The sequence below is a fragment of the Brevibacterium sp. 1718 genome (genome assembly GCF_051131255.1).
Taxonomy (GTDB): domain Bacteria; phylum Actinomycetota; class Actinomycetes; order Actinomycetales; family Brevibacteriaceae; genus Brevibacterium; species Brevibacterium sediminis.
This window is the reverse complement of sequence record NZ_CP186550.1, coordinates 1,354,308-1,370,744: the sequence shown is the minus strand read 5'-3', so window position 1 is coordinate 1,370,744 and position 16,437 is coordinate 1,354,308. Positions and strand designations below refer to the sequence as shown.

Below are 16,437 nucleotides of genomic sequence, written 5' to 3'. Positions count from 1 at the left end.
GAGACCACATTCGCGTCCCTGCTTAGGCCCACCATCGGTCGCAGCTGTGGCCCGGCTGTGGACGGGACGACACGACACAGCGCCCTGTCCGACCGCCTCGGCGGAAGGCCCGGTCCGTGCGGGTGATTCCCGCTACACTGGTGGCCATGGCCGAAGATGACTCCCCTGCCCCGAAGCGCCGGATCCGTGCCTCCGACAAGGACCGGGACGAGGTCCTCTCCGTGATCACGGAGGCGGTGACGAACGGACGCCTCGACCCCGAGGAGACCGCGCAGCGGCAGGATGATGCCATCTCCGCGAAGTTCCTCGACGACCTCATGCCGCTGATCGACGATCTGCCGGAGGGCCACCGACTCCACCAGAGGCTCGCCCGCCAGACCGGTCATGATCAGGAATCGGGCCCGGGGTCGGCTCTGCAGCGACGGGGACCGGCCGAGCTCAGCCCGGCCGTCGATCCTGGTTCCGCCCCACCCACGAACTCGGTGGCCATCATGTCCGGTCGTGAGATCGACGTGGCACCCGGCACCGGACAGGTCACCACATATGCGCTCATGGGCGGGGACAATATCGATCTGTGCGCCGTCATGGGACCGGGTGTGACTGTCGAGCTGGTCTCCTACTCTATGTGGGGCGGCAACGACATCTACGTCCCGCCGGGTGTGCGCATCCGCGACGAGACGATCAACATCATGGCGGGCAATGAGGTCCGTCAGTCCGCGCGGGGCGACGGATCGAACGGCACCGTCGTGCTCAAGGGCTTCTCACTCATGGCCGGACACGATGTCCATCTGGCCAAAGGCTACCGAGCAAAGGATCAGGGTCAACTGGAATGAAGATCGGCGTACTCACATCGGGCGGAGACTGCCCGGGCCTCAACGCTGTCATCCGCGGCATCGTCCGCAAGGGAATCCGCACCCACAATGCCTCATTCGTCGGCATCCGCGACGGCTGGCGTGGCCTGCTCCACGACGACATGTTCGATATGACCATGCTCGATGTCCGAGGCCTCTCCGGGCGCGGCGGCACCATCCTCGGCACCTCACGCACCCACCCGTATGAGGACGGCGGTCCCGAGCGCATGCGCGAGGTCATGGCCGCCCACGGCATCGATTCGCTCATCGCCATCGGCGGCGAAGGCACACTCGCAGGGGCCTCGCGTCTGGTCAACGAGGAGGGTCTGCACATCGTGGGCGTGCCTAAGACCATCGACAACGATCTCGGCAACACCGACTACACCTTCGGCTTCGACACCGCTCAGTCCATCGCCACGGAGGCGATCGACCGGCTGCGCACCACCGCCGAATCGCACCACCGCTGCATGGTCATCGAGGTCATGGGACGCAACGTCGGTTGGATCGCCCTGCACGCGGGCATGGCTGCGGGTGCCCATGCGATCCTCATGCCCGAGTTCCCCGTCGACTTCGACCAGATTGCCGAATGGGTGACCTCGGCCAAAGATCGCGGACGCGCACCGATCGTCGTCGTCGCAGAAGGGTTCGTTCCCGAGGGGTTCGATTCCCAGGTCGCCGACCACGGCGTGGACAACAAGGGCCGCGTCCGCCTCGGCGGGATCGCGAACTACCTCGCTCCGAAGATCGAAGAGATCACCGGAATCGAATCCCGGGCCACGATCTTGGGACACCTGCAGCGAGGCGGCTCCCCCACTGCGTACGACCGCGTACTGTCCACGCGGCTGGGCATGGCGGCGGTCGATCTCGCCCAGCATGGCCACTGGGGGAAGATGGCCAGCCTCAAAGGCACGGACATCGTCTCCGTGGAGATGTCCTCGGCCGTGCACAGCCTCAAATCGGTGCCGCTGCATCGCTGGGAAGAGGCGCAGGTGCTCTTCGGCTGAACGCTCGCGACATCTTCATCGAGAAACGGGTGGAGTGTCGAGATACGGGCACACGCCCGTGTTTCGACACTCCACCCGTTTCTCGATGCCGCAGACATGAATAGCGGGAGGGGCACCCACCGAATGGTGGATGCCCCTCCTGTCTGCCTTACGGCCGGGAGATCAGCTGATCAGCTGAATGCTCCGTAGTCGTAGTCCTCCAGCGGGATGGCGGAACCGGAATCGGCTCCGATGCCTGCGTAGAAGTCGCCGTAGCTGTTGGTGAACATCTCGGCCTTGGCCTCTTCGGTCGGCTCCACCACGAGGTTGCGGTGGGTCTGCAGGCCGGTGCCGGCAGGGATGAGCTTACCGAGGATCACGTTCTCCTTCAGCCCCATGAGCGTATCGGACTTGCCTTCCATGGCCGCCTCGGTGAGGACGCGGGTGGTCTCCTGGAAGGACGCGGCCGACAGCCACGACTCGGTGGCCAGCGACGCCTTCGTGATGCCCATCAGCTCGTCACGAGCCGATGCCGGCTGGCCGCCTTCGGCGACCACACGACGGTTCTCCGCCTGGTAGCGGCCGCGGTCGACGAGCTCACCGGGCAGCAGGTTCGTATCGCCCGACTCGATCACGGTCACGCGACGCAGCATCTGCCGCACGATGACCTCGATGTGCTTGTCGTGGATGCCCACGCCCTGCGAACGGTAGACCTTCTGAACTTCCTCGACGAGGAAGCGCTCGGCCTCACGGCGACCGCGGATGCGCAGCACCTGCTTCGGATCGACGGCACCGACGATGAGCTGCTCTCCGGCCTTGACGTGCTGACCGTCCTCGACCATGAGACGGGCACGCTTGGACACTGCGTGCTCGATCTCTTCGCTGCCGTCATCAGGGGTGATGATGACGAAGCGGGTCTTGCGGCTGTCGTCGATCTTCGCCCGTCCGGTCGCCTCGGCGATGGGGGCGAAGCCCTTCGGTGTGCGAGCTTCGAAGAGCTCGGTCACACGCGGCAGACCCTGCGTGATATCACCTGTCGAAGCGGCGGCACCACCGGTGTGGAACGTACGCATCGTCAGCTGGGTACCGGGCTCACCGATCGACTGTGCTGCGACGGTGCCGATGGCCTCGCCGATGTCGACGAGCTGGCCGGTCGCCATCGAGCGTCCGTAGTGCTCGGCGGAGATCTGCGCATCGGAATCGGCAGTCAGCACGGAGTGGACCTTGAGCTCCTCGACGCCGTTGGCCACGAGCATGTCCACCACTGCACCGGTGACATCGGACTTGGCCGGAAGGAGCACATTGCCCTCGGCGTCGGTGACATCGGAGACGGTGAGACGACCGTAGACGCTGGTCTCGGCGTACTCGTGCGGAACCAGATTGCCCTCGTGATCGCGTTCGGCGATCGGCAGGGTGATGCCCTTGTTCGACTCGGCCTCTGCCGCGCGGATGATGACATCCTGCGAGACGTCGACGAGACGACGGGTCAGGTAACCGGAGTCAGCGGTACGCAGAGCGGTATCGGCCAGACCCTTACGAGCACCGTGCGAGGCGATGAAGTACTCAAGCACTGCGAGTCCCTCACGGTAGTTCGAGACGATCGGTCGCGGGATGATCTCACCCTGCGGGTTCGTCACCAGTCCGCGCATACCGGCCAGCTGACGAACCTGCATCCAGTTACCGGAAGCACCGGACTCGACCAGACGCAGCACCGAGTTCTCCTCAGGGAAGTTCGTACGCATGATCTGGTCGACCTTCTCGGTCGTCTCCGTCCACAGCTTGACGAGCTCGTTGCGGCGCTCGTCGTCGGTGAGTGCACCGAGTTCGTACTGCTGCTGGACCTTCGTGTCGATGACCTCGGCATCGTTGATGATCTCGGTCTTCGCCTCGGGTGAGACGACGTCCGACATCGCGATGGTGATGCCCGAGCGGGTGGCCCAGTGGAAGCCGCCGGCCTTGAAGTTGTCCAGCGTGTGGGCGACCTCGACCTTCGGATACTCCTCGGCGAGGTGGTTGACGATCCGGCTCAGAGCCTTCTTGTCGATCGTGGAGTTCACGAACGCGTAGTCGGCAGGCAGGTACTCGTTGAACGTCGCGCGGCCCAGGGTGGTCGCCACGTCCAGCGGGTCGCCGGCCTCCCAGCCCTCGGGAAGCTCCATGTCCGCGTTGGGAACGACGTCTTCCAGGCGGATGGTGATCGGCGAACCGAGGTCGAGCTCTCCGCGGTCGAAGGCCATGATGGCTTCGCCCATGCCGGAGAACGCACGGCCCTCGCCGGCCAGTCCCTTGCGCTCGGAGGTGAGGTGGAACAGACCGATGATCATATCCTGCGAAGGCATGGTCACGGGCTTGCCGTCCGAGGGCTTGAGGATGTTGTTGGCCGAGAGCATGAGGATGCGGGCCTCGGCCTGCGCCTCGGGGCTCAGCGGCAGGTGCACAGCCATCTGGTCACCGTCGAAGTCAGCGTTGAACGCCGAGCAGACGAGCGGGTGCAGCTGGATGGCCTTACCCTCGATGAGCTGCGGCTCGAACGCCTGGATGCCCAGACGGTGCAGGGTCGGTGCACGGTTGAGCAGCACGGGGTGTTCGGTGATGACCTCTTCGAGGACGTCCCACACCTGCGGATGCTGGCGCTCCACCATGCGCTTGGCCGACTTGATGTTCTGAGCGTGGTTGAGATCGACCAGGCGCTTCATCACGAAGGGCTTGAACAGCTCGAGAGCCATGGTCTTCGGCAGACCGCACTGGTGCAGGTGCAGCTGCGGACCGACGACGATGACCGAACGGCCCGAGTAGTCCACACGCTTACCGAGCAGGTTCTGACGGAAGCGTCCCTGCTTGCCCTTGAGCATGTCCGACAGCGACTTGAGCGGGCGGTTGCCCGGTCCGGTCACCGGACGTCCGCGACGTCCGTTGTCGAACAGCGAGTCCACGGCCTCCTGCAGCATCCGCTTCTCGTTGTTGACGATGATCTCGGGAGCACCGAGGTCGAGCAGACGCTTGAGGCGGTTGTTGCGGTTGATGACGCGACGGTAGAGGTCATTGAGGTCCGAGGTCGCGAAGCGTCCACCATCGAGCTGCACCATCGGGCGCAGCTCCGGCGGGATCACCGGAACGACGTCGAGGACCATGCCCTCGGGGTTGTTGTCGGTGGTCAGGAACGCGTTGACGACCTTGAGGCGCTTGAGCGCACGGGTCTTGCGCTGTCCCTTGCCGGTGGCGATGAGCTCACGCAGCTTCTCGGCTTCGCCTTCGAGATCGAAGTCGATGAGGCGCTTCTGGATGGCTTCGGCGCCCATGGCACCGGTGAAGTACAGGCCGAAGCGGTGGAACATCTCGCGGTACAGGCTCTCGTCACCTTCGAGGTCGTTGACCTTGAGGTTCTTGAACCGGTCCCACACCTGCTCGATACGGTCGACCTCGCGGTCGGCGTTCTTGCGCAGCTTGTCCATTTCCTTCTCAGCGGTGTCGCGCAGCTTCTTCTTGGCCTGGGCGGTTCCGCCTTCGGCCTCGAGCGCGGCGAGATCCTCTTCGAGCTTCTTGGCACGACGGTCGATGTCGGCGTCACGGCGGGTGCCGATCTGCTGCTTCTCGACGTCGATCTTGTTCTGCAGGCTGGGCAGATCACGGTGACGGGAATCCTCGTCGACCGAGGTGATCATGTAGGCCGCGAAGTAGATGACCTTCTCGAGGTCCTTCGGAGCCAGGTCCAGCAGGTAGCCCAGACGCGAGGGCACACCCTTGAAGTACCAGATGTGGGTGACGGGAGCGGCGAGCTCGAGGTGGCCCATCCGCTCACGACGCACCTTGGCACGGGTCACCTCGACGCCGCAGCGTTCGCAGATGATGCCCTTGAAGCGGACTCGCTTGTACTTTCCGCAGGCGCACTCCCAGTCACGGGTGGGGCCGAAGATCTTCTCGCAGAAGAGTCCGTCCTTCTCCGGCTTCAGGGTGCGGTAGTTGATGGTCTCAGGCTTTTTCACCTCACCGTGTGACCAGCCGCGGATGTTCTCCGTGGTAGCAAGACCGATGCGCAGTTCATCAAAGAAATTGACGTCAGGCACGTAAATCCTCTTTCCTTGCGATGAACGAATCGTTCATCAAAAAGTTGTGTCGGTTGAAGTGGAAGTACTCAGACTTCTTCTACGGTCTGTGCTTCGCGGCGGGAGAGGTCGATGCCGAGCTCTTCGGCGGCGCGGTAGACCTCGTCCTCCGACTCGCCCATCTCGACATGGCCTCCGTCGGAAGACAGGACTTCGACGTTGAGGCACAGGGACTGCATCTCCTTGATGAGGACCTTGAACGACTCCGGGATTCCCGGGTCGGGCAGGTTCTCACCCTTGACGATGGCTTCGTAGACCTTCACACGGCCTGGGATGTCATCGGACTTGATCGTCAGAAGCTCCTGCAGGGTGTAGGCGGCGCCGTAGGCCTCGAGGGCCCAGACTTCCATCTCACCGAAGCGCTGACCACCGAACTGCGCCTTTCCACCGAGCGGCTGCTGGGTGATCATCGAGTACGGTCCGGTCGAACGCGCGTGGATCTTGTCGTCGACGAGGTGGTGGAGCTTGAGCATGTACATGTAACCGACCGAGATCGGGTACGGGAACGGCTCACCGGAGCGTCCGTCGAACAGCTGGGCCTTGCCCGATGAGTCGATGAGGCGGTCCCCATCGCGGTTCGGGGTCGTCGAATCCAGCAGTCCGCGCAGCTCCTGCTCGTGCGCACCGTCGAAGACCGGGGTGGCCAGGTTGGTGCCGGCCTCGGCTTCGCGAGCGGCCTCGGGCAGCTCGGCAGCCCATTCGGGGTTGCCCTCGATCTTCCAGCCCTGCTTCGAGATCCATCCGAGGTGAACCTCGAAGACCTGTCCGATGTTCATACGACGGGGAACACCGTGCGGGTTGAGGATGACGTCGACAGGGGTGCCGTCGGCGAGGAACGGCATGTCCTCGACCGGCAGAATCGTCGAGATGACGCCCTTGTTTCCGTGACGGCCGGCCATCTTGTCACCGATGGTGATCTTGCGGCGCTGAGCCACGTAGACGCGGACCATCTGGTTGACGCCGGGCGAGAGCTCGTCGTCGTCCTCGCGGTCGAAGACGCGCACACCGATGACGGTGCCGATCTCGCCGTGGGGAACGCGCAGCGAGGTATCGCGGACCTCACGGGACTTCTCACCGAAGATCGCGCGCAGCAGGCGCTCTTCCGGGGTCAGCTCGGTCTCACCCTTCGGTGTGACCTTGCCGACGAGGATGTCACCGTCGGTGACCTCGGCGCCGATGCGGATGATTCCGCGATCGTCGAGGTCGGCCAGGGCATCGGGCGAGATGTTCGGGATGTCCCGAGTGATCTCTTCGGCACCGAGCTTGGTGTCGCGCGCATCGACTTCGTGCTCTTCGATGTGGATCGAGGAGAGCACATCGTCCTGGACGAGACGCTGCGAGAGGATGATCGCATCCTCGTAGTTGTAGCCTTCCCAGGACATGAACGCCACGAGGAGGTTCTTGCCCAGAGCCATCTCACCGTTCTCGGTGGACGGTCCGTCGGCGAGGACGGTGCCGGCCTCGACGCGGTCGCCTTCGTCGACGAGGATGCGCTGGTTGTACGAGGTGCCGTGGTTCGAACGCTTGAACTTCGCCGCCTTGTAGGTCAGCTGGGTTCCGTCGTCGGCGAGCACAGTGACGTAATCGGCCGAGACCTCGGTGATGACACCGGACTTCTCAGCGGTGATGACATCGCCGGCGTCGACGGCGGCACGGTATTCCATGCCGGTGCCCACGACCGGGGATTCGGCCATCACCAGCGGCACGGCCTGACGCTGCATGTTCGCACCCATGAGGGCGCGGTTGGCGTCGTCGTGCTCGAGGAACGGAATCAGAGCCGAAGCCACAGACACCATCTGACGTGCGGAGACGTCCATGAAGTCGATCTGGTCGTGCTGGACCAGTTCGGCCTCACCGCCGCCGCCCTTCGGACGGGCCAGGACCTCGACCTCTGCGAAGCGCTGGTCGTCGGTCAGCGGTGCGTTGGCCTGGGCGATGTTGAACTCGAGTTCGTCATCGGCGGTCAGGTACTGCGTCTCATCTGTCACGACACCGTCGACGACCTTGCGGTAAGGCGTTTCGATGAAGCCGAAGGGGTTGATGCGGGCGTAGGACGCCAGCGAACCGATCAGACCGATGTTCGGACCTTCGGGGGTCTCGATCGGGCACATGCGGCCGTAGTGCGAGGGGTGCACGTCACGGACTTCCATGGCGGCACGGTCACGCGAGAGACCGCCGGGTCCCAGTGCTGAGAGACGGCGCTTGTGGGTCAGACCCGCGAGCGGGTTGTTCTGATCCATGAACTGCGAGAGCTGCGAGGTGCCGAAGAACTCCTTGATCGCAGCCACCACGGGGCGGATGTTGATCAGGGTCTGCGGGGTGATCGCCTCGACGTCCTGAGTGGTCATGCGCTCACGCACGACGCGCTCCATCCGGGACAGACCGGTGCGGATCTGGTTCTCGATGAGCTCACCGACGGCACGGATGCGGCGGTTGCCGAAGTGATCGATGTCGTCGAGCTTGACGCTGATCTCGACCTCTTCACCGTCACGGGTGCCCTTGGCCGTGTCCACTCCGGCGTGCAGAGACACGAGGTAGCGGATGGTGGCGACGACGTCCTCGGTGGAGAGCACCGAGTCCGACAGCGGGGCTTCGACGCCGAGCTTGCGGTTGACCTTGTAGCGGCCGACCTTGGCCAGGTCGTAGCGCTTCGGGTTGAAGTACAGGTTGTTGAGCAGGTTGCGAGCGGCCTCGGCGGTCGCGGGCTCTGCCGGGCGCAGCTTCTTGTAGATGTCGAGCAGCGCTTCGTCCTGCGTGGTGACGGTGTCCTTGGCCATCGTCTCGCGGATCGATTCGAACTCGCCGAACTCTTCGAGGATCTTCGCTTCGGACCAGCCGAGGGCCTTGAGCAGAACAGTCACGGACTGCTTGCGCTTGCGGTCGAGACGAACACCGACCTGGTCGCGCTTGTCGACCTCGAACTCCAGCCAGGCACCGCGGGACGGGATGATCTTCGCGGTGAAGATGTCCTTGTCCGTGGTCTTGTCGACGCTGGATTCGAAGTAGGCGCCGGGCGAACGCACGAGCTGGGAGACGACGACGCGCTCGGTGCCGTTGACGATGAACGTGCCCTTGTCGGTCATGAGGGGGAAGTCACCCATGAACACGGTCTGGCTCTTGATCTCGCCTGTGTTGTTGTTCATGAACTCGGCGGTGACGTACAGCGGCGCCGAGTAGGTCATATCGCGTTCCTTGCACTCATCGATCGAGTACTTGGGAGCTTCAAACCGGTGCTCGCGGAACGACAGCGACATGGATCCGCCGAAGTCTTCGATCGGCGAGATCTCTTCGAAGATGTCTTCGAGTCCCGAGGTGGTTGCGACGGAGTCGTCCCCGATCTCGATGGCCTCGGCGACGCGGTCCTGCCACGCCTCCGATCCGATCAGCCAGTCGAAGCTGTCCGTCTGCAGACCGAGCAGATCGGGAACCTCGAGGGGCTCGCGAATCTTCGCGAAGGAAATTCTCTTGGGGGGATTAGCGGTCCTGGTGTTGTCGTTGGCGGCGGCCAATTGGTTCCTTCCGAGTGCTTCACCATCTGATACTTCGTCTGCCCACTCGCTCCGGCGACGTCCGGACATCTCCGACATACACGGGGTGTGTCAGATTTCGACTCCCGGCGTCGGCATGGTTCACTTGAGTGGAAATGCTGTGCCCACCGCTATATGAAGGCACACCACAGGCAGAACGATGCAAATATCAAGCTTATAGCATCTGGTCAAGTCTGGCAAGACGGTTTCAGTGCAGATTCTTCGTCCACATCCCCACCCAGGCCCACGTGGCGAATCCCGCCTGATCGTTGATCGCCAGCATCCACGAATTCTCCACGGCGTTCCACGTGTACACCCGGTCGACCGCCGTGTTCTCGGCGAGACTGCGATGATTGGCGATCTTGAGCCTGGCACCGAGGCGGTGGCCACGATGCTCGCTCAGCACCAGAGTTCCGCCCTGCCACCCGACGGTCGGCCGATCGGCCGAGTGTCCGACCTGCGTGTATCCCGCCGGCTCCCCGTCGAGGAGGGCGAGCGCCGTGGCCATGGTTTCGCCTTTTGCTTCCTTCTCTGCGTCGAGGGCCCTCACCCGCTCACCGTCCCAGGTCTCCTCTCCCCCGAATTTCGCTGCTCCCGGCACGTCGGTGCTCAGCCGGCGCTTGCACAGTGCGATGTGCTCGAGCCGCTGTTCCGGGACGGGCCCCAACCACGTCTCGATGACGTAGTCGTCGGCCTTGGCACCGAGGTCGAGCTCGGCCGCAGTTGCGGTCGGAGCGACGGAGCACCGTTCGATCTGAGCGAGCCCGTATCCGCGAGCGCTGAGGAACGACACTTCCGGCAGAGCGACCGGCAGCGTCCCGGCACCGGTATCGGCGGCAAGATGGGCCCCGCGCAGATCGGCAGTTCTGACAGACTCCGGGATCTCACAATAGGTCGACAGCGCGGTCCGTCCGTCTGCCGCCAGATCGGACTCCATCTGCTCGAGCAGGGCCGCGCCCAGTCCTCGTCGGCGCAGATCGGGTCGGACCGCGCACCAGAGCTCTGCGGTGTCGGTGTTGCTCGTCAGACGCAAGTCGGCAGTGCCCCTGGCGACGATGTCTCCGTGGTTGCGACCGATCCAGGTGAGCGTGGCCCGGTACTCGCTCCTGCTGGTCAGCGAGTGCCGCAGGTCTTCGGGAATCGGGTCGAAGTCCTCCCCCAGCCCGGATGCTCGATTGATGACAGTGTCGAAAGCCAGCAGCTCGGGTATCAATGCCTCGATTGCCGCCGGGTTGCCGTGTCCGGACCTGATCCGAGTGATCTCCATCTGTGGCCTCTGTCGTCGCTGATGGCCGCCTCGCATTGCAATGTCTCTTTCGCGCATCGTCGCGCTGACAGCCGGTGGGAGACATTCTAGACTGCGACCATGACACGAGTGAGTATCCTCAGCTTCGATCCGGCCGCAGTCAACTGCGGAATCATCGTCGGCACCGATCGCTCTCTGCTCGTCGACGCGGGCCCCGGCCCCGCGGCCGCCGCACATCTGGTGGAGCGGGCGGGCCGCCTCGGCGAGGAGATCGGAGGCAGCCATCCCCGCGCGATCGAGCTCGCGATCACCCATGATCATTGGGATCACTTCTTCGGCGCCGCCGCAGCCGTCTCAGCCGGGGTCACCGCCGTGTACGCATCGTCATCGTTCGCCGCCGATCAAGAGGCCACGGCCTGGATCGCTCTCGACGGAGTCGCGGTCGGTGACTTCCCGGCTGAATATCGGTCGAGCCTACCCACGGATCCCGGTGAGCTCATCGTCGACGTCTCGCCCGTCGATTCGACACCCGGTGATGTGTGGCACCTCGACCTCGGTGGCTGTCCGGTCGAGTTCCATGTGCTCGGAGGACATTCGACGGCCGACCTCGTCGTCCGACTGCCCGAGCTCGGCATCGTCTTCACCGGCGACCTCGTCGAAGAGGCGGATGCACCTCAGGCCGGGGCCGATGCTTCCTTGAGCGAATGGGCATCGAGCCTGCACACCCTGCTGGCGTTTCCTGAGGCGAGGACCTTCGTTCCCGGTCACGGGACCCCGGTCGACCGTGATTTCGTTTCCCGTCAGCTCGCCGATATCGAGGGGATGAGGGTCGATCAGGGAGACGCCGAGGTGGCTCTGCCCGCCCGCTCCATGCCGGGTGACCATGATCGGACGATTCCCCGGGAGCACCGCCTGGTCTGATTCCGGACCCGCCTGAGCAACGGTCGGACGTGCACTGACTGAGTGGACTCAGCCGGCCGGTTCCCTAGGAGCCGTGCCGGTGCAGGGCGGTAACGAGATCGCCGCCGATCGCTCCGAACAGCGTCTGTGCCCAAACGCTGCGGCCCTCGACGTAGGGTCGGTCGCCGTCGAAGATCCACTGCAGTTCGCGGCCGGAGTGCAGATCGGACAGGCAGCTGCTGCAGACGGGGACGCGAACGCTCTTTCCCGCCAAGTGTCCCTTGCGCTCGGTGCTCACCAGCTGATTCGATCGCGCCTCTCCGTGGAGAGGGTTGACCGTGCACAGACTCTGCGGGAGTCCCCGCGTCTTTGCTGACTTCGTCGAGCCAGCAGAACGGGCAGAATCGGATTTTCCGGTCCTCGCCCCGCGCTTGGTCGATCTGTGCAGCTTCACCTCGGCGATCTCGCGTCCGGCCTGACGCAGCAGCACCATGGCCCCGGCGAGGTCGATGCGTTCGGCCTCGGTGTCGTCGACGATGGATCTGGCCATCTGGTAGGCGTCGAGCGCTCTTTCCACTCCCTCGGCATCTGTGGTGCTGAGGTCCTGGGTCTGCAGCTGCGTGATCTCGTCGGCCAGCTCTGTCGTGTCCTCGTTCAGTCCTTCTCGCAGGGTCTTCCGCTGCAGGTCATCGACTCGGTCGAGCAGTCGTGCCGGCAATTCGAAGCGGCGGCGGGTGCGGGCGGCTTTCGCCCGCTCTCGCCGTGACCTGGCGAACCAGATGACGGCGATGACCAGCGCCAGCACCAGAACCGCTCCCCCGAGGAACAGAGTGGCTGTCGAGTTCGAACCGTCGACCGTCTGCACCTCGCTGCCCGAGGCCTCCTGTCCGGTTTCGTACTCGGGTGCCTCCTGCGGATCGGCGTAGAGGTCGAGGAGCATGTTCAGCTTCGTCTGCGACGGAGTGCTGTGGCTCCATTGTTCGCGCCCGACGGACATCTGCTCCATCACCTGCATCTGCAGATCGTGCTGGTCCTCGAAGGTGTAGTCGACGGCGAGGTCGGTGTTCGTATCGATCATGATGAACGCACCCTCATCGCCGTTGAAGACCTTGACCTGCTCGAGCAGATCCCTATCGGCACCCTCGCCTCCGGTGATGATGACGTAGACATCGAAGTCGAGGCTGTCGATCTTCGTCTCCGCCTTCTGCAGCAGCGTTTCGTTGATCTCCCCCTTCGCGGCATTCGTCACGTAGACGGGATCGGTGTTGAGCGCCTCGGCGATCGTCTGGGCCTGTTGGGTCACTGCTTCGCTGTCCGTTTCTTCAGTGCGCGGCGGATGAAGTATGTTCCGACGCCGATTCCCGCGCCGACGAGGATGCCGAAGACGGCTCCGGCCACAGCGCCGCCGGTGCTGTACGACAGCGTGTGCGGGTCCTTCGTCGTGTCCTCGGAGGTCACCTCCGGGTTCCCGTCGTCATCATGACGGTGCGAGTAGCGCGATTCGACGTTCTCGGTCTCGGCAGCACTGATCTTACGCACTCCCGCGAGCGCGGCATCGGAGTCGCTGTCGTCGAAGTCCCCCGACAGAGTCAGCAGCGAAGGTCGGATGAGGCCCTTCTCCGCCAGTCCCATGCGCCCGGTGGCATCGACCGTGAGCACTGCAGCCTCGGGGTCATCCATCTCGGTGACGATCCGAGCCGCCAACAGATCGAGGTCTCCATCGGCGTCGTCAAGATCCGAGACGTTGAGGAACGCCACATAGATCGGGCTGTCGGCCTCGGCGATCTCCGCGCGGATGGAGTCGACATCGCCCTCGTCGATCTCGAACTCCGGGTAGCCGTCGAAGTAGACGGGATCTGCTGCGAAGGACGTCGCGATCGCCTGGTAGCGGTCTGTTGCGTAGTTCGGATCATGGGCGCCTTCGATGCGGTCGTCGTAGATCGAGTCGACGACGATCGCGTCACTGTCGGCTGCGGTGATCCTCTCGGCCTTCGCCTGATCGAACAGATGTGTGCTCAGCAGAGTGGCGCCGATCGACACTGCAGCGACCGCGACGACGGCGATGAGCCAGTCGAGTGGGGTCTTCGAACGCACGCTTCTGGCGGCCATCATCGGCTCCTTCCGACAGCGGCGGAGCGCTGAGGGCTCATTTCATCCAGCACCGCCTCGTCGAGAGGTTGGAAGCTGCCGAAACCAGAGAGTGCGTAGGCGTCATCGCGTTGGAAGTACGGAACTGCACGGGTGGAGCCGGGACGTTTGGGCACCATCAGTCGTTCCGGGTCGTGGCCGGTCGCCAGCTCCTGACGACAGTCGGCGCACAGCCCTACGGTGAGGCTGCGGCCCGACTGTTTGAGCACATGGTCCTCAATGTCCTTGCGATGATGCGGGAAGAGGAAGCAGAAGCGCGGTTCGTCTTCGACTCGGCTGGAGCGCCTGCGCAGCTGTCGGCGCAGCCAACGGTCGAGGGCGACGAGGACGAACACGCCGTTGCGGTGGGCGAAGTCGACCGATTCTGCCCAATCCGGGTGGGCCGCAGTCAGAGCCGCCAGCGCATCCTGGATTCGTCTGCCTCGGTCATGCAGGGCCCACGTGTCGTCATCGGGATGGTCGGGTTCGGGGATCGGGGCGGCCGCCTCGGTGACGGCCTTCTTCAGCTTGTGCGACGTGACCAGTTCGGGTTTCGTGGTCAGCTCAGACCGCCAGGAATAGCGATGACGGCGATGCAGCAGCCACAGGGTCGCACCGAGGGCTGCGACGGCCGTGGCACCGAAGACGAGCGCATCGGGGTCGGAGTTGTCGAGGCCGAAGCGTTCGATGTAGTCCTCATCGCGGTCACCGACGTCGCGGGTGTCGAAATCCGGTGCCTGGGGAGGTTCGGTGCCCTTGGCGGCGGCGACGAGGACCTGCAGATAGTAGGGCACGGCGAGTTCGACAGGGATGAAGTCGTCGCTGCTGGACTTCATGAGTTCCGGGGCACCCGTGGGGACGACGGGTCCGTTGTCGGTGACGAGGTAGGCGAACGAGCGGGCGGAGGTCTCGCCTTCACTGAAGAGGACGAGGGTCTGCTTCTCCTCCGATTCCTGATGCATGTCGAAGGCGAAGTCGGAGGTGAACTTCGCCCAATCGCCGTAGCCCATGGTCAGGAGTCCGGGGACGATCGCGAGATAGTGGGTGAGGCCGGTGTCCTCGGTCTGCTGTGAGGCTTGCCGAATGGCCTTGATCTGGCTCTCGGTCAGTCCGGGCCTGATGATCTCGTCGATGTAGAGGGGATGCTGCGCCCAAGTTCCGCGGATGCGTTCGCGCAGCTGCTGCTGTGCGCGGGCGTAGCTCGTCGTCTCAGTCACCAGTCAAGAATAGTTCAGCTTCTGCCCGGCCCCTGTCGATCGGTGTTCCGAATCGGTCACATCGACATGGGACGGGCGAACATCCTCGGCGAATGAGGGCATTCCTAGGGCATTCCTGCTGGAGTGGGCATTCCCGGTGGGGTGGGCATTCCCGGTGGGGTGGGCATTCCCGGTGGGGATGCAGAGAACCCCCACGGCGGACCGTGGGGGTTCGAAGCCTATGCAGCAGTCAGGCTGCTGCGCAGAAGATCACTTGAGGGTGACGGTGGCGCCGGCAGCCTCGAGGGTCTCCTTGGCCTTCTCGGCGTCTTCCTTCGAAGCGCCTTCGAGGACGGCCTTGGGAGCTCCGTCGACGAGGTCCTTGGCTTCCTTGAGTCCGAGGGAGGTGAGTCCACGGACTTCCTTGATGACGGGAACCTTCTTCTCGCCGGCCGATTCGAGGATGACGTCGAATTCGGTCTGCTCTTCAGCAGCGGCTTCGCCGGCTCCGCCAGCGGCAGGAGCAGCGGCGACGGCGGCCGGAGCGGCAGCCTCGACGTCGAACTCTTCTTCGAACTTCTTGACGAACTCGGACAGTTCGATGAGGGTGAGCTCCTTGAAAGCCTCGAGGAGCTCGTCGGTGGTGAGCTTAGCCATGGTGGCTAGTCCTTCCTGTTTTGGTCACGATCAGCGACCGGTTCGGTTTGTGGTGATGCTCAGGCGTCGGAGGCAGGAGCGTCGTCCTGCTTCTCGCGGAGGGCATCGACAGTGCGCACGGCCTTGACCAGCGGAGCGGTGAAGAGGTAAGCCGCCTGGTGGAGGCTTGCCTTCATGGCACCGGCTGCCTTTGCAAGCAGCACTTCGCGGGATTCGAGGTCGGCGAGCTGGTTGACCTGTTCGGGGCTGAGCGCGGCTCCATCGAAGTAGCCGCCCTTCACCACGAGCTTGTCGTTCGCCTTGGCAAAGTTACGCAGAGCCTTGGCAGCCTCAGGTGGTTCGCCGTTGACGAACGCGATCGCGGTGGGCCCATTGAGGTGCTCATCGAGACCGGTGACTCCGGCTTCCTTGGCTGCAATCTTGGTCAGCGTGTTCTTTACCACGGCGTAGCTGACGTTCTCACCGAGAGAGACGCGCAGTTCTTTCATCTGCGCGACGGTGAGACCGCGGTACTCGGTCAGCAACACAGCGTCGGAGTTTTCAAACTGCTGTTTGATCTCCTCGACTGCGGCTGCCTTGTCTGGCCTCGCCATGGTGTTCCTTTCATAAGTCGTCCGGTCTGTCCCGACAACAGAAAAAGCGCTCCACGCAGGAAGGCGTGAAACGCTTGGCCGTCGATTCCAGAAGAATCCGACGGAAGGATTTCGGCTCACCTGCGCGGGTCACTCACTAGGAGTCTTCGTCTGCGGGCACCGGGATTCGATGGCGAATTCCGATGATTCCACAGAGACCGACGGTCTTGGGTGGTTCAAGTCTAACGAAGTCCGTCCCGGCAAGTCCAATCCGA

At 63.9% G+C, this 16,437-nt stretch carries 11 protein-coding genes; 3 read left to right on the top strand and 8 right to left on the bottom strand.

Annotation, left to right across the window (positions count from 1 at the left end):
- Nucleotides 1-146 precede the first annotated feature (146 nt).
- Together ACOZ9V_RS05995 and ACOZ9V_RS05990 are read left to right on the top strand one after the other, a co-directional pair.
- A complete protein-coding gene (locus ACOZ9V_RS05995) occupies nucleotides 147-833 on the top strand; it encodes a DUF1707 SHOCT-like domain-containing protein (protein ID WP_139468562.1) in 687 nt (228 codons plus the stop codon).
- Complete coding sequence (locus ACOZ9V_RS05990; protein WP_139468563.1) at nucleotides 830-1,855, top strand: ATP-dependent 6-phosphofructokinase; 1,026 nt, start codon at nucleotides 830-832, stop codon at nucleotides 1,853-1,855. Before ACOZ9V_RS05995 ends, ACOZ9V_RS05990 begins: the two co-directional genes overlap by 4 nt.
- 170 nt (nucleotides 1,856-2,025) lie before the next feature.
- Here ACOZ9V_RS05990 and ACOZ9V_RS05985 read toward each other — a convergent pair whose 3' ends face one another.
- From ACOZ9V_RS05985 to ACOZ9V_RS05975, 3 genes are all read right to left on the bottom strand, one after another.
- Complete coding sequence (locus ACOZ9V_RS05985; RefSeq protein ID WP_181271782.1) at nucleotides 2,026-5,898, bottom strand: DNA-directed RNA polymerase subunit beta'; 3,873 nt, start codon at nucleotides 5,896-5,898, stop codon at nucleotides 2,026-2,028.
- Between the two features lie 68 nt (nucleotides 5,899-5,966).
- A complete protein-coding gene (rpoB, locus tag ACOZ9V_RS05980) occupies nucleotides 5,967-9,446 on the bottom strand; it encodes a DNA-directed RNA polymerase subunit beta (RefSeq protein ID WP_139907294.1) in 3,480 nt (1,159 codons plus the stop codon).
- Nucleotides 9,447-9,672: 226 nt separating this feature from the next.
- Nucleotides 9,673-10,731 (bottom strand): GNAT family N-acetyltransferase, encoded by a 1,059-nt coding sequence (locus ACOZ9V_RS05975; RefSeq protein ID WP_181271783.1) that lies wholly within the window; start codon nucleotides 10,729-10,731, stop codon nucleotides 9,673-9,675.
- Between the two features lie 99 nt (nucleotides 10,732-10,830).
- Between ACOZ9V_RS05975 and ACOZ9V_RS05970 the strand changes: the two genes are divergently transcribed.
- On the top strand, nucleotides 10,831-11,631 hold the full coding sequence (locus tag ACOZ9V_RS05970; RefSeq protein WP_181271784.1) for an MBL fold metallo-hydrolase: 801 nt from the start codon (nucleotides 10,831-10,833) through the stop codon (nucleotides 11,629-11,631).
- 64 nt (nucleotides 11,632-11,695) lie between these two features.
- Here ACOZ9V_RS05970 and ACOZ9V_RS05965 read toward each other — a convergent pair whose 3' ends face one another.
- The 5 genes from ACOZ9V_RS05965 to rplJ all read right to left on the bottom strand — a co-directional run bounded on the left by ACOZ9V_RS05965 (nucleotide 11,696) and on the right by rplJ (nucleotide 16,183).
- Nucleotides 11,696-12,913, bottom strand: coding sequence for a hypothetical protein (locus ACOZ9V_RS05965; RefSeq protein WP_139468568.1), 1,218 nt, complete (start codon nucleotides 12,911-12,913; stop codon nucleotides 11,696-11,698).
- Nucleotides 12,910-13,719, bottom strand: a complete 810-nt coding sequence (locus ACOZ9V_RS05960) for a hypothetical protein (RefSeq protein WP_434594444.1) — start codon at nucleotides 13,717-13,719, stop codon at nucleotides 12,910-12,912. Before ACOZ9V_RS05960 ends, ACOZ9V_RS05965 begins: the two co-directional genes overlap by 4 nt.
- A complete protein-coding gene (locus tag ACOZ9V_RS05955) occupies nucleotides 13,719-14,954 on the bottom strand; it encodes a hypothetical protein (protein WP_139468570.1) in 1,236 nt (411 codons plus the stop codon). The genes ACOZ9V_RS05960 and ACOZ9V_RS05955 overlap by 1 nt, the downstream gene beginning before the upstream one ends.
- Nucleotides 14,955-15,203: 249 nt before the next feature.
- On the bottom strand, nucleotides 15,204-15,590 hold the full coding sequence (gene rplL, locus ACOZ9V_RS05950) for a 50S ribosomal protein L7/L12 (RefSeq protein ID WP_101546927.1): 387 nt from the start codon (nucleotides 15,588-15,590) through the stop codon (nucleotides 15,204-15,206).
- A 59-nt stretch (nucleotides 15,591-15,649) separates the two neighbouring features.
- On the bottom strand, nucleotides 15,650-16,183 hold the full coding sequence (gene rplJ / locus ACOZ9V_RS05945; RefSeq protein WP_062244493.1) for a 50S ribosomal protein L10: 534 nt from the start codon (nucleotides 16,181-16,183) through the stop codon (nucleotides 15,650-15,652).
- Nucleotides 16,184-16,437: the final 254 nt, after the last annotated feature.

Excerpts from the sequence above, each read along its gene's own strand:
- ACOZ9V_RS05960 (WP_434594444.1), bottom strand. The coding sequence starts at position 13,719 with ATGGCCGCCAGAAGCGTGCGTTCGAAGACCCCACTCGACTGGCTCATC.
- ACOZ9V_RS05975 (WP_181271783.1), bottom strand. The coding sequence starts at position 10,731 with ATGGAGATCACTCGGATCAGGTCCGGACACGGCAACCCGGCGGCAATC.
- ACOZ9V_RS05990 (WP_139468563.1), top strand. The coding sequence starts at position 830 with ATGAAGATCGGCGTACTCACATCGGGCGGAGACTGCCCGGGCCTCAAC.
- rplL (WP_101546927.1), bottom strand. The coding sequence starts at position 15,590 with ATGGCTAAGCTCACCACCGACGAGCTCCTCGAGGCTTTCAAGGAGCTC.
- ACOZ9V_RS05970 (WP_181271784.1), top strand. The coding sequence starts at position 10,831 with ATGACACGAGTGAGTATCCTCAGCTTCGATCCGGCCGCAGTCAACTGC.
- rplJ (WP_062244493.1), bottom strand. The coding sequence starts at position 16,183 with ATGGCGAGGCCAGACAAGGCAGCCGCAGTCGAGGAGATCAAACAGCAG.
- ACOZ9V_RS05995 (WP_139468562.1), top strand. The coding sequence starts at position 147 with ATGGCCGAAGATGACTCCCCTGCCCCGAAGCGCCGGATCCGTGCCTCC.